The organism is Gracilibacillus sp. HCP3S3_G5_2 (assembly GCF_052063305.1).
Lineage (GTDB): Bacteria > Bacillota > Bacilli > Bacillales > Amphibacillaceae > Gracilibacillus.
The window spans coordinates 143706-158171 of the sequence record NZ_JBQHXU010000007.1; the positions used below are offsets into that span (position 1 = coordinate 143706).

Consider the following 14466-nt stretch of genomic DNA (forward strand, 5'->3'; position numbering starts at 1 on the left):
TTTGTGAGTTGTTTTAATGTCTATTTTATCAGGGTACTAAACGTCTGTAAGCCTCTATTAATCATAGTCTTACTTTATCAGAGGTGACAAGCTATAATAACGAAATGATCAATCGTGTCAAAGATAAATAGAAAGTAATGAAAAAAGTAAGCCGTTCGGTTAGTAAAGCCGTGTCCGAGGAAAGTATTTTGACGAAGCGATGATATAGCATTGATTTTACTTTATATTCCATTATTTTGCCCATTCCACTTTTGGGTGAATTTTTTAAAAAAGTACTAGCATACAACTTCCCCTTCTGTTAAAATATTTTCAATTTACTAATTGGGGGGATGTAACTTGTTTGTAAACAGACTTGATGAAGATTTAGCCTTGAAACTAATTGATTTGAGAGATGCAGAAAAAGTATTTGCATTAACTGAAAATTCAAGAGACTATTTACGGGAATGGCTACCTTGGGTTGATACAACCTTAAAGGTAGAAGATACAAAAGCTTTTATTCAATCAAGTATAAAAGGGTTCGCCGACAATAAGAGTTTAACGACAGTCATCTTATATAAAAATGAAATTGTCGGGGTTGCCGGTTATAATAGCATTGACTGGTCCAATAAGATTGCGTATATCGGCTATTGGCTTGGTGCCGAATACCAAGGAAAAGGAATTATGACAAGAGCAGCGAAAGGATTAACAGATTATGCTTTTCATGAATTAAAATTAAATAAAGTAGAAATTAGAGCTGCGGTTGACAACCAAAAAAGCAGAAGTGTCCCTAAAAGGCTGGGATTTGTGGAAGAAGGGCATATCAGAAGTAGTGAATGGTTATACGATCATTATGTTGATCATATTGTATACGGAGTTTTAGCTGAGGAATGGCTGAAATAGTATATAAAATATTGTCGAAATATATTGACAATTTTAACGAAAGCATGCTAAAGTGTAGTATATTACTTGGATTTAAAAAATAAAATATAATAATCTTGTCTTATCAAGAGAGGTGGAGGGACTGGCCCAAAGAAGCCTCGGCAACCATTAAGTTTTTTACTTAATATAGGTGCCAATTCCATCTAAGTAGATTTTACTTAGAAGAGATAAGAGATTCCTAATGTTCATTTACGTCTCTCTATCTCTATTTGTAGGTAGGGAGATTTTTTATTGTTATAAATGATTTTGTTGCTTGCATCTATTTCTTCTCCTTGAATAATTGTAGATGGAAGGAAGCGAGCAAGTTAAGCAGTGATTCGCTAAAAAATGAATAGGTGATAGCTTATCAAGAGAGGTGGAGGGACTGGCCCAATGAAACCCGGCAACCATTAAGCAATGCTTAAAAGGTGCTAATTCCAACAGGAGAAATCCTGAAAGATAAGAAGAGCAGTTAAGCCCTCTTTTTATCGAAGAGGGCTTTTTCATTTATCGAAAAATTTATTTGAAAAAGGAGTAATCTCGTATGTCGATTGTTATTTTAGACGGTATCCGTACACCTTTCGGGAAATGGAACGGTGCACTCTCAGAATTTACAGCTGTAAATTTAGCGAGTATGTCATTGAAATATTTAATCGAGAAATATCCTATGATTCCATACATAGATGGGGTATTGTTAGCACAAGTTATTCAGGCTGGCCAAGGACAAAATCCTGCAAGACAAGTTGCACACGAAGCAGGACTCGACTCCAACACACCAGCAATCACACTTAATAACGTCTGTCTTGGGGGAGTTGCCACTGTTATTGATGCGGTTCGTCGCATTAAATTAGAAGAAGGTAGTACGTATATTGTTGGTGGTTTTGATTCGATGTCAAATGCTCCCCATGTTATCCCTACTCGGTCGATCAAGGGAATGGGACACCAAACAATAACAGACACACTACTACATGATGGACTGTGGTGTTCTTTAAGCAATCAATCAATGGGAGTATTAACAGAACAATATAATCTTGTATACGACATTGGTCGTGAAGAACAAGATCAATTTGCCGCTCTATCTCAGCAAAGAGCAGCAAAGGCGTCTGAACAAGGTTTATTACAGGACGAAATCCTACCGATTGATGGAGTGTTGACAGAGGATGAAGGAATCCGGCCAGAGACAACAGTAGAAACATTAGCAAAATTAAAACCAGCTTTTACGAAAGGTGGAACCATTACAGCTGGCAATGCTTCACAAATGACAGATGGGGCTAGCCTTGGTGTTGTGACAACATTAGAGCAAGCCCAACAAATGGAGACAGAACCACTTGCTTATATCATTGATTGGGCTGAAACAGCTGGTCCAGATACTAGTTTACACACGAAACCAGCAGATGCCATCCAAAAGATATTAGCTAACCAGAATTTGACAGTAAATGATATTGATTTATTTGAAATAAATGAAGCATTTGCAAGCGTCGTAATTGCCAGCTGTCAGAACCTAGCTATTGATTATGACAAAGTAAATATAAATGGAGGAGCAATTGCAATAGGACACCCGCTTGGAGGCACTGGCTTCCGTTTAATCGTAACCTTGGCACATGCTTTGAAACGACAGGGTGGGGGGAAAGGAATCGCTGCTTTATGTGGTGGCGGTGGTCAAGGTATCGCTATACTTATTGAGGTAGTAGAGGAAGGTGGAAAACGATGCTAACGGAGACAATGGTGAAAAAAAGCGCTGTATTATGGGAACCTAAAGAGAAGGATATTGAGCAAACACATCTTAAAGCTTTTGCTAAATCTGTCAATCAACCACTGTTTCCTTATGAAAGGCTGCACCGCTGGTCGATTACAAATATTGGAGATTTTTGGTCTGGAGTATGGGATTATGCCGGGGTTATCGGAGAAAAAGGTAAAACAAGTTATGTCCCAGGAGACTCAATGGCTGATGCAGTCTTTTTCCCTGATGCTAGTTTGAATTTTGCTGAAAATCTATTAAGAGGTAGAGATGATCAAGTTGCTGCCTACCAAGCAGACGAGAACGGTGTAACATCACAAATTAACTTTAAGGATTTACGAGTACAAGTAGCAAAAGCACAGTATAGCTTACAACAGCTAGGCGTGAAAAAAGGTGATAGGGTAGCTGGTATTACTACTAATAATATTGAAGGACTCGTTGCACTACTTGCAGCAACCTCGCTTGGCGCAGTATGGACGTCTTGCTCTCCCGATTTTGGTGCGAAAGGAATTATTGATCGGATTGGTCAAGTACAGCCGAAAGTTCTGTTTGCAAATCTTACCTATCAATATAAACAAAAACCTTTTGACATTTCAGAAAAAGTACAAGAAACAGTTGAGCAGATTAAAAGTATCAAGCATGTAGTAACGATTGCGGGAGAACTAACGGATGCCATAACATGGCAATCTTTTATGGATAATGATGCAAAGACACCTCAATATCAACGAATCGGCTTTCGTGAACCTTTATATATTTTATATACATCAGGTACAACAGGATTACCAAAAGCAATTGTCCACTCTGTTGGTGGAACATTATTACAACATGTCAAAGAACATCAATTACATTGTAACGTTCACGCTGAAGATGTGTTGTTCTGGTATACCAACACAGCTTGGATGATGTATCCATGGCTAGTATCTGGACTTGCAAGTAATGCAGCTATTTTATTATATGATGGTTCACCAGTGTTACCCGACAATCCGACACATTTATGGGATATTGCCGAAGAAATTGGACTTACTCACTTTGGAACCAGTCCAAAATATTTAGATTCATTAGCGAAGGCTAATGTTGTCTTAAAGGAGCAATACTCATTAGCTTCCTTAAAAAGTATTCTTTCCTGTGGTGCACCACTGGTGGCGGAACAATATGACTGGGTATACGAAACGATTAAAGAAGATCTTTATCTAGCATCTATTTCAGGTGGTACAGAGATTATCGGATGCTTTGTGATGGGTTCACCTGTTCATCCTGTCATTCGTGGCGAAATCAGCTGTAAAGCATTAGGTATGGCTATGGAGGTTTTGGATGAACGTAATGCACCTGTCTATGGGCAAAAAGGGGATCTTGTATGTACACAAGCTTTTCCGAGTATGCCACTAACATTCTATGGTGAAGATGGAGACGAACGTTATCGTAACAATTATTTTGCTGATAGACCTGGTATTTGGACACATGGCGATTTTGCGGAGCAAACGATTGATCAATCCTTTATCATCTATGGTCGTGCGGATACAGTTCTTAACCCCGGTGGAGTGAGAATTGGGACAGCGGAGATTTATCGTGTTGTAGAGCAAATAGAAAAAGTAAAGGATTCGATTGTATTTGGTTTACCGTGTGAAAATGATGAAGAAGTTGTTTTATGTGTAGTAACAGAGCAATTAACAAAAGAACTGGCCAAATATATCCGCCAGCAAATACGGGAAAAAGCATCGCCTAGACATGTGCCAAGACGTATTTATCAAGTCAACGAGATTCCCTATACGATCAATGGCAAAAAAGTAGAAGGTGCAGCAAAAACGGAAGCAATTGGCAAAGTAGTAAAGAACAAAGCTTCCATTAGTAATCCGAAAAGTCTACTAGCATTCACAAATATCAAAGAAAAGGAGTGCTACTAATGGTAAAACGACCGAAAGGAGCGATAATTGGTATCGGTGAATTAAAGCCGGTACGTTATTCTGAGGGGAAAACGACTTTAGCTTTAATAGCGGAATCTGTACGCCTTGCATTAGCAGATGCCGGAATAACAAAAGAGGACATAGATGGACTGTTAGTAGGCCCACAAGTTGGCGAAACACCACAACACGTTCCAGCAACAGTGTCAGAATATTTAGGCATTTCACCTAAGATGTCCAATACGGTAGATCTTGGAGGTGCAACAGGAGCTGGGATGGTTTGGCGTGCCGCAGCTGCGATTGAGGCTGGGATGTGCGAAACAGTAGTATGTGTTCTCGCCAATAAAAACGAAAAAGGAAAGGCACTACGTTCCCCAAACCGAAATCCGATTCGTGAATTTGATGTTCCGTTTGGTGCCTCAGGTGCAAACACTTCTTATGCATTGCTAAAAAGAGAGCACATGGAAGTGTATGGCTCCAAACAAGAGGACTTTGCCAGAATTGCTTATTGGGCTAGAAAAAATGCATTGAAAAATCCGAAAGCCATTTTTTATAATCAACCGGTTGAGTTAGAGGATATCTTGCAATCACCCATGATTGCTGATCCACTCAGGCTTTTAGAAATCGTCATGCCATGTGCAGGTGGTGCGGCAGTAATCGTTACTTCCGAAGAAAAGGCAAAGCAAGCTAACAATAAAGCCGTCTATCTTAAAGGAGCAGGCGAAAAAATTACGCATCGTGCGGTCAGTCAAGCGCCAACTATTGATCAGTTACCTTTTTCCTATTCCATCCCACATGCCCTACAACAGGCAGAGATTGAAGGAGAAGATTTAGATTTACTGTCCCTGTATGACTGTTATACAAGTGTTGTAGCCGTGCAGCTTGAAAGTATTGGTATTTGTAAACCTGGTGAATTTGGTGATTTTGTCAATAGTCACACTTTTGGACATGATGGTGATTATCCGCTCAACACACATGGCGGACAGCTAGGCTTTGGACAAGCTGATTTAGCCGGCGGGATGTCACACGTAATTGAAGCAGTCGTCCAATTGCGTGGTGAAGGTGGAGAACGCCAAATTCCCAATCCGAAATACGCGCTCGTTACAGGAAATGGAGCGACGTTAAGTGAAACAACTGCTTTAGTACTAGGAGGAGAACAATGACGAACATATCATTTCCAGAGCCAACGATTACAGCTATTAGTAAGCCTTTTTGGGATAAAGTCAATGAACAACAATTCTATCTACAGCAATGTGATGATTGTTCTCAATGGATTTTCTATCCACGTGCTCACTGTCCACATTGCTTTGGATTGAATTTGACATGGAAGGAAGCTTCAGGGCAAGGGAAATTAAAAACATGGAGTATCATACATCGCGCTGGCCATCCTGCCTGGCAAGGGCGAACACCGTATGCTGTTGGGATTGTCGAATTAGCTGAAGGACCTTGCTTGCTAACACATTTGCTAATCGACGAACAAGAAATATGCTATCAGTTACCAGTAGAAATTTCTTTTCAGCAATTAAATGAAAGACTATTGCCATTTTTTCAGAAGAAAGGGGATTAAGCGATGATCTATACCTATCTTATTCTAGTTATCGTGTTTTGGATTATTGGTTTAATGATATGGAGTAAGTTTTATAAAAATAATTAAAGGTGGTTGTAAAGATGTTAGCGGAATCTAGTCTACTTCTATGGACTGTTATTATATTATTAATTGCTTATTTTGGCGTTGTAACGTGGATTGGTAAGAAGGGAAGTGCACATAGTAAATCAATGAATGGATTTGCTACTGCTAGGGGGAAAGTCAGTCCGTGGCTGGTAGGTGCCAGTTTTGCTGCTTCTTATTCTAGTGCAAATCTATTTATTGGTGTTCCTGGTTTAGCTTATCAGCATGGTACATCTGTTTTATGGTATACATTAGGTTGTTTCGGTGTATCGTGGATTGGGCTTTTAATTTTCGCCAAAACATTTTGGCGCTATGGGAAAAAATTCGGTAGAGTTTCCACGGTACCTGAGTGGCTAGGTCGTAGGTATAATTCTAAAACTTTACAAGTCATTGTATCACTATTAATTTTATTCAATGTCTATTATATTGTTGGTCAAAATGTCGGGCTTGCCACTATCTTTGAAACAGTTATCGGCATTCCGTATTTTTGGGGGATTATTATCGGGGTAGCGATAACGATACTATACATCGGACTTGGTGGAGCATTCGCTCAAATGATTACAGACGGTATTCAAGGAGTGTTTATGGCTTTTGCTTCTATTCTTATTTTTATCTCCTTTTTTTGGACAATTGGTGGCGGTCTAAATGTATTCGGGGAATTAACTAACCAACTAAATGCTGTAGATCCTAATCTGACAACTTTTGTTGGGGTAGATGGTCCATATAATAGTGTGCTTGCAATTATGGCGGTTCAATTTCTATTATTCAGCTTTATTTTAATGCCACACCTGTTAAATAAAATCTTATCTATTGAGACAGAAGAAGAGCTTGCGCCATTTACTTTATCTTCGGGAATTGTGTTATTTGTGATATCCACTTTGATGGTACTAGGAGGATTAGCAGCACGTGTACTTTTCCCAACATTAAATAGTCCGGATTCAGCGATTCCGATGTATGTGATTGAATCGTTCCCAAGTATTATTGCGGCGATCATGATCGTTGGGATTATTTCTGCGATCCTATCGAGCACAGACAGCTTGTATTTAGGAGTAACAACAAGTATCGGGAACGATTTCTATCGAGTGTTAGCTCCAATATTTAAGAAAAATCTCAGCAAGGAACGATTGGAATCTCAATCGGTTAAAGTGGCGAAAGGCTCGCTTATAGTAGTTGGGCTCTTGTCGTTATATATTTCTTTGGAAAGACCAGATTCCTTGTCTATCTTAATTCAATTTAGCTTTTCCGCGATTATTTCAGGAATTTTAGCACCAATCACATTAGGCTACTTCTGGAAAAAGGCTACCAACTATGGTGCAATTGTGGCAGTTATCACCGGTGCAGTGTTGTATGTTGTATTTACCCAATTTAATCTCATCGAAAATATTTATCTTGCAATGTTCTTTGCTTCACTAGCTTCGTTTGCGGTGATGGGAATCATTGGTTGGTTAACTGCTACAGAAAAACACGCAAAATTAGTACTTAAGAAAACCGGATAATAATTATATACAAAGGGCTGGGACATAACTGAATAGGTAGAACGAGATCCGAACAATCTGAATGAAGCGAAGTATTTTGCTGGAGCTGTATGTGTATTCAGACTTTAATGTTCGGATTTTTCCTATCTAATTACTCTTTTGTCCCAGTTTTTTTATATTAAATGCTTTTCTCCGTCAACATGTGAAATATGGTATTATGGAAGTGCATTCATTTCAATTCCTATCCATTTTAAGAAATCAGCTTTCCTGACGAGAATATGGAAGTGAACAAACAGGTGGCTGATCAGCATAGTTAATCAGTCACTTTTTATCACGGTGCTAAACGACTGTAAGACCTCCACAGAACTTAGTCTCACAAAAGCATCTTATTCTTCCAAAATCACCTGTTATTCCATTTTTTATGCAACTGATGAAATATTTTCCCAAGTATTAATTAATATATAGCATAATACAAAAAGGGGAGGAACAATGAAAATAAAAATCGATATTGACCCAAAGTATGAAGATGATTGTCATGTAACCATTCATGCGAAGGAATGGACCAAGGAAGTTGAGGAACTTGTCCAGTTACTGCAGAAGAAGCAGCCTAAGCGTTTGGTAGCAGTTCAAGGAGATCGATCGATTTTAATAGATCCAGAGGAGATTGATTTTGTTTTTGCTAGAGATCGAAAAGTATTCGCATCTGTTAATGGGAACTGTATGGAATTAAAAAGGAAATTATATGAAGTAGAAAAAATGCTGAGTGTTGCTGGATTTATCCGTTTTTCGAAATCGGTTGTTGGGAATATCAATCAAATCGATCGCTTTGAACTATCCTTTAGCGGAAATTTGTGTGTGTATTTTAAATCAGGAAGCAAGGAATATGTGAGCAGAAGAAAGTATGTCCATGATTTAAAAGCACTGATCATGGAAGGAGGCAGGTCTCATGATCTTTAATGCCTTTAAAAGAATATTATACGGTGTTGCAGCTGGAAGCTTGATAACCTTCATGGTGTTATCCTTTCTAATCATTCAAGATATTCATTCGACGATACAAGAAATTTGGAAGCATTGGCTTGCAAGTATGCTGATCGGTATTTATTACAGCTTTGCCTCTATCATATTCGAATCCGAAAGATGGAGCCTGTTGAAACAGACGGTAATTCATTTGACTTTAACTATCCTCATTTTTTTCCCAATATCATTTGTGGTAGGTTGGATTCCTTTTAATCCATTATCGATAGTGATTGGTTTAGGTATATTTTTAGCATTTTATTTCATTACATGGACTAGTATGTATTTCTATTATAAAAGCATGGAAAGGTCCATGAATGAGCTGATAGACAGAGAGCAAAAATAAAATCATTTTTCATTAGGAGGTATTGGATGATTGATGTCCACGGAGTAAGCAAAGAATATGGCTCTACTAAGGCATTAAACAATTTGAATTTTCAAATTGATGAAGGCAACTGTTTTGGGCTAGTTGGTCCGAATGGTGCAGGTAAATCTACTTTTATGAAAATATTGGTTGGGGTTTTGCAACAGTTTGACGGTGATATCCAGGTTTTTAATCATTCGATAAAAGAGGATCGGAACGTGGTAAAAAAATTTATTGGATATGTACCACAGGATATATGTTTAGAAGAAACCTTAACGGCCAAAGATAATTTGATTTTTTTTGGGAAGATGTATGGTTTATCCGGCCAATATTTACGAAAGCGAATTGATAGAGTATTAGAACAGATAGGCTTAAGTGAAAAAGCCACTCATAAAGTAATGGAATTTTCAGGAGGAATGAAGCGACGTTTAAATATCGGATGTGCGATACTTCATGAACCCTCTATAGTTGTATTGGATGAGCCAACTGTAGGAATCGATCCACAATCAAGGCATTCTATTTTCTCGCTTATTCAGGAATTAAAGGATTTAGGAAGTACGATTATCTATTCCAGTCACTATATGGAAGAAATAGAGCAGATCTGTGATAGCGTAGGATTTATTGACAAAGGCATGCTTGTAGAGCACGGTACAATGAAACAAGTGCTAGCTAAACATCGTAATGCTTCTATTTTTGTAGCGGCCGAAGAAATCAGCAAAGAGGATTTGTCAGCTCATGGAATGATAGTTAAGAAGAAAACAGGTTTTATTGTAAATAGTGATGATCCTCTTTATACAATGAGCAAAATGATTGAGCAATTTCGAAACAAGGGTATTAGACCGGATCGAATGGAGTTAAGTCAATCAAAGTTAGAAGATATTTTCTTTGAGTTAACAGGAACTCAGTTACGGGATAATGATTAGGAGTTGATTTTATGTTGGCGATTACTACGGTGGAATTAAAAAAGCAGATTCAGGATAAAGGTATTTGGTTTTGGACTTTTATATTACCGATAGTCTTCATAATTGGATTTATCACTATATTTTCAGGAAGTAATGATGTAGAGCCAGAACAATTAGTAGGGCAAATTGTTCCTGGTTATATTGTGATGTTTTCATTTTTTATAATGATTTCAATGGTAATAACGTTTATAAAAGATCGAGATAGTGGAATGGTAGCACGGATTGCGAGTACACCGTTACAGTTAAACCAGTATCTTATTGGTAAATGGGTGCCATTTATGATCATTGTAATTATTCAGATTATCGTATTATTAACATTTGGAGTCGTCGTATATGATTTACCACTTGGAGAACCATTTTCTATAGTTGTTTTATCTCTAACTTTGGCTTTTATTTCCACGAGCTGGGGGTTAGCTATGGCACTATTAGTCAAAACAGAAAACATGGGGATAGCTTTGACACAAGTCATTGCATTAGGTGGTGCATTACTTGGAGGTTTATGGATGCCAATCGAAATCATGCCAGAATCCATTCAAACGATTGCAAAGTTCCTACCACAATACTGGGCTCTGGAAGGGTTTAAAGTTATTTTGCTGGAAAACGGACAAATCTTGGATATATGGTTATCCTTAATTATTTTGCTGGCCTTTGGTGTTGCTGCTTGTTTGCTCGCAATATTTGCTTATCCTCGGTTTTTAAGGCAATCTAAAAGCTAGGATAACACATCAATAGTTGTCTATGATGGTGCTAAGCGTCTGTATGCCCCAAACTTCATGTACACAAGGATAAGTTTAGCGATACAGACGTTAACCCCTGATAAGTTTCGTAATGATCAGTGGGGCATCTAGGGCAATCCCCACTAATCCTAGTCTCACTTTATTAGCGTAACTATCTACCTTTAACCATGTTTTCCAGTAGCCGTTTCCCTTCATCCGTTAAATAAACTGTTTTATCTGTTAATAATTTTTTGGCCAAGTTAGAAGTCATAGGCTTTGAACGTTTAGTTGACAAGTGTATTCCTCCTCCCTATACATTAGCAATATATGTACAAGGCGGGAAGCTGAATGAGTAATGTATACCCGGTCGGAGGTGGATTTTTTACATATGTTATCGATGACTGAATAAGATGAAAAGGGAAACACTATAAACAGCTAAACGTACAAAGGAGCGAAAATGGTGGATTTCTATTTTTATCTATTCTTTACATTTGCTTACCTTCTATTATTTGTAATGGCCATTTTGAAAAAAAGAAACCAACATGTAATAGGTCTTACTAGCTTTCTGTACTTAGTGTTAGTCGGTTTGATCTATGATAATGCTATTATCGCTTTTGGAAAATATATTGGAACTAGTTCCCTCTTGGAACATCTCCACCTGCTCCGTTATTGGATACATGCGATAATAACACCAACACTTATTCTATTCTGTTTAGGTGTTTTGCAGAAATCAGGTAAAAGAAAGTATCATACCACTACAGCACTTTTGCTTACGTTTACTAGCACATGTGTGTTAGTACTTATCGAACTTGTTACGGTAGTAGCGGGAATAGAGTTAAAGCCTGTTTCAGAATATGGGATTCGCCATTATATACCGATAAAGGAGTCAGGTGGTTCGCTAATGATTGTCACTGTTAGTGTAATCCTTCTTATTACAGGGTTTCTCCTTTATCGTTATATAAGGTGGAAATGGATGCTAGTAGGTGCTATCATAATGGGAATAGGTAGTGCTCTTCCAATAGAGCTCGAAAGTACAGCTTTTACGAACGCAATGGAGTTGCTGCTGATGAGCAGTCTTGTGGCAACAGAGATTACTTTTTCTAGTAAAACAAAAGAGAACTCCTTATCCACTACCAGTGAATAAGGAGTTTATCGCTTGTTAGTCATTACTTATCGAATCCTCACTTTATCATTACTCTACATAAACTTGTAAAACAACACGGTTATTACCGAGCGACCATACGGAACGTTTTATTTTCAAGCTTTTCTCAAAGCGCTCAATCCAAACCTGATTGGCTTGAAATAAAGCAGTTAATTGGGTATTATTCAAGACGGCCTCTTCTACCTCTTCATTCTTTTGGTTGATGAACATAACTTGGATGGCATCACCATTTTGATAAGTAGTGCGCATGATTAAGTCCCCTCCTTTTTTGCATCCTCTACGTTTATTGGTAAGGAAATGTTTCGTCTTTTAACTTTTCGTTGAAAAAAATTGATATACTAATTATATTACGGATTAAAAGGTGAGAAATAATGAAAATGAGAAAACTAGCTTCAGATGAAAACGTACCAATGGATTTATTATTATTGGCAGATCCATCTCCTTTCATTATTGAAAGCTATTTAGATAGGGGAGAATGCTATGTTGTTGAGGTGGGAAAGGAAATAATCGGTGTATTTGTTCTGCTTGCAACTAGGCCACATACAGTTGAACTTGTAAACATTGCAGTCGCGGAAACACACCAAGGAAAAGGAATAGGGAAAGCATTAGTGTTAGGTGCTATTCAAATAGCGCAAAAGAAAGGGTTTAAAACAATAGAAGTTGGCACAGGTAATTCCAGTATCGGTCAGTTGGCATTATACCAAAAGTGTGGCTTTCAAATAATTGGGATAGATAAGGATTTTTTTGCCAAGCATTATCAGGAAGAAATTATTGAAAATGGCATTCACTGTCGGGACATGATCCGATTATCACAGGATATAAATCAGCAGGAATAATGGCTGATGCAAGACTGTTAGATATTGTATAAAAATGAAAATATTAAAAAAGTGGCCATCAAATGATGAAAAGTGGCCAGAAAACCCAAAAAAGTGGCCATAAAAGTCTCGAAAGTGGCCATTAAATCTCAAAAAGTGGCCAGCAAACATACAAAAGTGGCCAGCAAACAAAAGGAGCTTGGGTGATAGCTCCCATCTCATGATGTTTCCCCATAATCCAGCCCTTGTTGATAAGCTTTTTTTAGCCATTGTTCCATATATTCAGGCTTATCTTTAATTGTCTCATACAATAATTCAAACTTGGAAGACCCAATCCCACAATAATCCGCTAACCCTACATTAAAATAGTGCGTGATCATCTGATCATATTTCCTTTTAGTAAACCTTTCTACAGGTGCACCTGCCAAGCTTAACCATAGTACATGTTGATGTGGTAATTTTCCAGGTCCATAAGCAAAACTGTAATTCCATACTCTGTCAATGTATCCTTTTAATAATGCAGGCATGCTCCACCACCAAAGAGGAAAAACGAAGGCTAATCCATCGTATTGCTTTAATCTATCCATCTCCTGATGTACTCTCAGAGAAAATTGTTGTTGATTCGCTCCCCAGTCTGGTTCATCCACTTCTTTTAAAATCGGATCAAAATCACTTCGATATAAATCGAGAACGTCTACTTCATGTCCAGCATCCTGCATTCCTTCCATCATGCGATTAGCAACTGTGAAGGTTAATGAGTCTTGACGGGGATGTGTAACGATTGTTAAAACTTTCATAATGATCTCTCCTTCTTGAACTTTTCTTTATTTCATTATATAGTTATTTTAATGTTCAGTAAAATTGATAATTCAAATAAATTAGTTCAGTAAAAACGATATAAAAGGAGTGGTGAAATGGAGCTTAGACATCTCCTTACCTTTAAAACAATCGTTGATGTCGGTGGTTTTAAAAAGGCTTCGGACCAATTAGGCTATGCACAATCCTCTGTTACAGCACACATCAAGGAATTAGAAGAAGAGCTAGAAAAGCCACTTTTTGACCGGTTGGGCAGAAAGACAATATTAACACAAGCAGGTCGCGAATTTTTTCCATATGCAATAGAGATTATTGATCTCTATGCCAAATCGAAAGCGGTTGTCAGTGAAGGAGAAGAGCCATCAGGTCCATTATCCATTGGTGCTAGTGAATCCTTAATGGTCCATTGGCTTCCGAAGTTATTAATGGAATTCACGGAGAAGAATCCAAAAGTTGAATTAATCTTAAAATCATTAAAGTATGAAAATATCAGCTCGCAGTTAAAAAGCGGTGATATTGATATTGCCATGCTTGTGGAGCTTCCAGAATGGCAAGTAAGGGAATTGCACATTGATCAAATCAGTGAAGAGAGACTTTGCTTGGTTAAAGGTAAAAATAATAGAGGAAGGCAAGAACGGATGTTGGTAACAGAATCCCATTGTAGTTGGCGTCCTGTAATAGAAGATTATATTAAAAAAACGGATACTTCTATTTCAAGGATCGAATTACCTAGTTTGGAGGCGATCAAAAAATCGGTAATGTGTGGGCTCGGTGTTTCGGTGCTACCATATTTTGTGGTGAAAGAAGAACTTGATAATGGTCAGCTAGAGGAGATGAACCAGAGTAGCATTCAATTAGCCGTTTACACAGCAATTCATAAAGATAAATGGCAATCGAAAAACATGAAAGCTTTCCTTCATCAATTCAATAGCTAGGAAGC

16 protein-coding genes and 2 riboswitches are annotated in these 14466 nt (G+C 37.9%); of the genes, 13 read left to right on the forward strand and 3 right to left on the reverse strand.

The annotated features are described in order from the left end of the window. The first annotated feature begins 336 nt into the window (after window positions 1-336). The 10 genes from ACTNEP_RS12005 to ACTNEP_RS12050 all read left to right on the forward strand — a co-directional run bounded on the left by ACTNEP_RS12005 (window position 337) and on the right by ACTNEP_RS12050 (window position 10733). Window positions 337-879 carry a GNAT family N-acetyltransferase gene (locus ACTNEP_RS12005; protein WP_441162252.1) on the forward strand — a complete coding sequence of 181 codons (543 nt, stop codon included), beginning with the start codon at window positions 337-339 and terminating at the stop codon, window positions 877-879. 97 nt (window positions 880-976) lie between these two features. Continuing rightward, window positions 977-1092, forward strand: a riboswitch (SAM riboswitch). A 166-nt stretch (window positions 1093-1258) separates the two neighbouring features. Next, window positions 1259-1363: riboswitch (SAM riboswitch) on the forward strand. Window positions 1364-1441: 78 nt separating this feature from the next. Next, window positions 1442-2611, forward strand: coding sequence for an acetyl-CoA C-acyltransferase (locus ACTNEP_RS12010; RefSeq protein ID WP_441162253.1), 1170 nt, complete (start codon window positions 1442-1444; stop codon window positions 2609-2611). After that, a complete protein-coding gene (locus ACTNEP_RS12015) occupies window positions 2605-4536 on the forward strand; it encodes an acetoacetate--CoA ligase (RefSeq protein WP_441162254.1) in 1932 nt (643 codons plus the stop codon). The genes ACTNEP_RS12010 and ACTNEP_RS12015 overlap by 7 nt, the downstream gene beginning before the upstream one ends. Beyond that, complete coding sequence (locus ACTNEP_RS12020; protein WP_441162255.1) at window positions 4536-5696, forward strand: thiolase family protein; 1161 nt, start codon at window positions 4536-4538, stop codon at window positions 5694-5696. Before ACTNEP_RS12015 ends, ACTNEP_RS12020 begins: the two co-directional genes overlap by 1 nt. Then, complete coding sequence (locus ACTNEP_RS12025) at window positions 5693-6100, forward strand: Zn-ribbon domain-containing OB-fold protein (protein WP_441162256.1); 408 nt, start codon at window positions 5693-5695, stop codon at window positions 6098-6100. The genes ACTNEP_RS12020 and ACTNEP_RS12025 overlap by 4 nt, the downstream gene beginning before the upstream one ends. Window positions 6101-6201: 101 nt before the next feature. Further along, window positions 6202-7698: a sodium:solute symporter family transporter gene (locus ACTNEP_RS12030; RefSeq protein ID WP_441162257.1), complete on the forward strand. Its 1497-nt coding sequence runs from the start codon at window positions 6202-6204 to the stop codon at window positions 7696-7698. Between the two features lie 468 nt (window positions 7699-8166). Further along, window positions 8167-8634, forward strand: a complete 468-nt coding sequence (locus ACTNEP_RS12035) for a LytTR family DNA-binding domain-containing protein (RefSeq protein WP_441162258.1) — start codon at window positions 8167-8169, stop codon at window positions 8632-8634. Continuing rightward, the gene (locus ACTNEP_RS12040; protein WP_441162259.1) at window positions 8624-9037 is read left to right on the forward strand and encodes a DUF3021 domain-containing protein; all 414 of its coding nucleotides are present in this window, start codon (window positions 8624-8626) and stop codon (window positions 9035-9037) included. Before ACTNEP_RS12035 ends, ACTNEP_RS12040 begins: the two co-directional genes overlap by 11 nt. A gap of 26 nt (window positions 9038-9063) precedes the next feature. Further along, window positions 9064-9978 carry an ABC transporter ATP-binding protein gene (locus ACTNEP_RS12045; RefSeq protein ID WP_441162260.1) on the forward strand — a complete coding sequence of 305 codons (915 nt, stop codon included), beginning with the start codon at window positions 9064-9066 and terminating at the stop codon, window positions 9976-9978. An 11-nt stretch (window positions 9979-9989) separates the two neighbouring features. Beyond that, window positions 9990-10733, forward strand: a complete 744-nt coding sequence (locus ACTNEP_RS12050) for an ABC transporter permease (RefSeq protein WP_441162261.1) — start codon at window positions 9990-9992, stop codon at window positions 10731-10733. Between the two features lie 172 nt (window positions 10734-10905). On the opposite strand, the gene ACTNEP_RS12055 is transcribed toward ACTNEP_RS12050, so the two are convergent. Further along, window positions 10906-11028, reverse strand: a complete 123-nt coding sequence (locus ACTNEP_RS12055) for a hypothetical protein (protein WP_441162262.1) — start codon at window positions 11026-11028, stop codon at window positions 10906-10908. Window positions 11029-11193: 165 nt separating this feature from the next. Here ACTNEP_RS12055 and ACTNEP_RS12060 point away from each other — a divergent pair, with 165 nt between their 5' ends. Further along, window positions 11194-11877 carry a hypothetical protein gene (locus tag ACTNEP_RS12060; protein WP_441162263.1) on the forward strand — a complete coding sequence of 228 codons (684 nt, stop codon included), beginning with the start codon at window positions 11194-11196 and terminating at the stop codon, window positions 11875-11877. A gap of 48 nt (window positions 11878-11925) precedes the next feature. On the opposite strand, the gene ACTNEP_RS12065 is transcribed toward ACTNEP_RS12060, so the two are convergent. Next, window positions 11926-12144 (reverse strand): hypothetical protein, encoded by a 219-nt coding sequence (locus ACTNEP_RS12065; protein WP_441162264.1) that lies wholly within the window; start codon window positions 12142-12144, stop codon window positions 11926-11928. 122 nt (window positions 12145-12266) lie between these two features. On the opposite strand from ACTNEP_RS12065, the gene ACTNEP_RS12070 reads away from it, so the two are divergent. Beyond that, window positions 12267-12731, forward strand: a complete 465-nt coding sequence (locus ACTNEP_RS12070) for an N-acetyltransferase family protein (protein ID WP_441162265.1) — start codon at window positions 12267-12269, stop codon at window positions 12729-12731. Window positions 12732-12928: 197 nt separating this feature from the next. Here ACTNEP_RS12070 and ACTNEP_RS12075 read toward each other — a convergent pair whose 3' ends face one another. Continuing rightward, window positions 12929-13507, reverse strand: a complete 579-nt coding sequence (locus ACTNEP_RS12075) for an NAD(P)H oxidoreductase (RefSeq protein WP_441162266.1) — start codon at window positions 13505-13507, stop codon at window positions 12929-12931. 117 nt (window positions 13508-13624) lie between these two features. On the opposite strand from ACTNEP_RS12075, the gene ACTNEP_RS12080 reads away from it, so the two are divergent. Further along, the gene (locus ACTNEP_RS12080) at window positions 13625-14461 is read left to right on the forward strand and encodes a LysR family transcriptional regulator (RefSeq protein WP_441162267.1); all 837 of its coding nucleotides are present in this window, start codon (window positions 13625-13627) and stop codon (window positions 14459-14461) included. Window positions 14462-14466: the final 5 nt, after the last annotated feature.

Bases quoted from the DNA above. Each gene is read 5' to 3' on its own strand.
- ACTNEP_RS12010 (WP_441162253.1), top strand. From the start codon at position 1,442: ATGTCGATTGTTATTTTAGACGGTATCCGTACACCTTTCGGGAAATGG.
- ACTNEP_RS12015 (WP_441162254.1), top strand. From the start codon at position 2,605: ATGCTAACGGAGACAATGGTGAAAAAAAGCGCTGTATTATGGGAACCT.
- ACTNEP_RS12020 (WP_441162255.1), top strand. From the start codon at position 4,536: ATGGTAAAACGACCGAAAGGAGCGATAATTGGTATCGGTGAATTAAAG.
- ACTNEP_RS12025 (WP_441162256.1), top strand. From the start codon at position 5,693: ATGACGAACATATCATTTCCAGAGCCAACGATTACAGCTATTAGTAAG.
- ACTNEP_RS12030 (WP_441162257.1), top strand. From the start codon at position 6,202: ATGTTAGCGGAATCTAGTCTACTTCTATGGACTGTTATTATATTATTA.
- ACTNEP_RS12035 (WP_441162258.1), top strand. From the start codon at position 8,167: ATGAAAATAAAAATCGATATTGACCCAAAGTATGAAGATGATTGTCAT.
- ACTNEP_RS12040 (WP_441162259.1), top strand. From the start codon at position 8,624: ATGATCTTTAATGCCTTTAAAAGAATATTATACGGTGTTGCAGCTGGA.
- ACTNEP_RS12045 (WP_441162260.1), top strand. From the start codon at position 9,064: ATGATTGATGTCCACGGAGTAAGCAAAGAATATGGCTCTACTAAGGCA.
- ACTNEP_RS12050 (WP_441162261.1), top strand. From the start codon at position 9,990: ATGTTGGCGATTACTACGGTGGAATTAAAAAAGCAGATTCAGGATAAA.
- ACTNEP_RS12065 (WP_441162264.1), bottom strand. From the start codon at position 12,144: ATGCGCACTACTTATCAAAATGGTGATGCCATCCAAGTTATGTTCATC.
- ACTNEP_RS12070 (WP_441162265.1), top strand. From the start codon at position 12,267: ATGAAAATGAGAAAACTAGCTTCAGATGAAAACGTACCAATGGATTTA.
- ACTNEP_RS12075 (WP_441162266.1), bottom strand. From the start codon at position 13,507: ATGAAAGTTTTAACAATCGTTACACATCCCCGTCAAGACTCATTAACC.
- ACTNEP_RS12080 (WP_441162267.1), top strand. From the start codon at position 13,625: ATGGAGCTTAGACATCTCCTTACCTTTAAAACAATCGTTGATGTCGGT.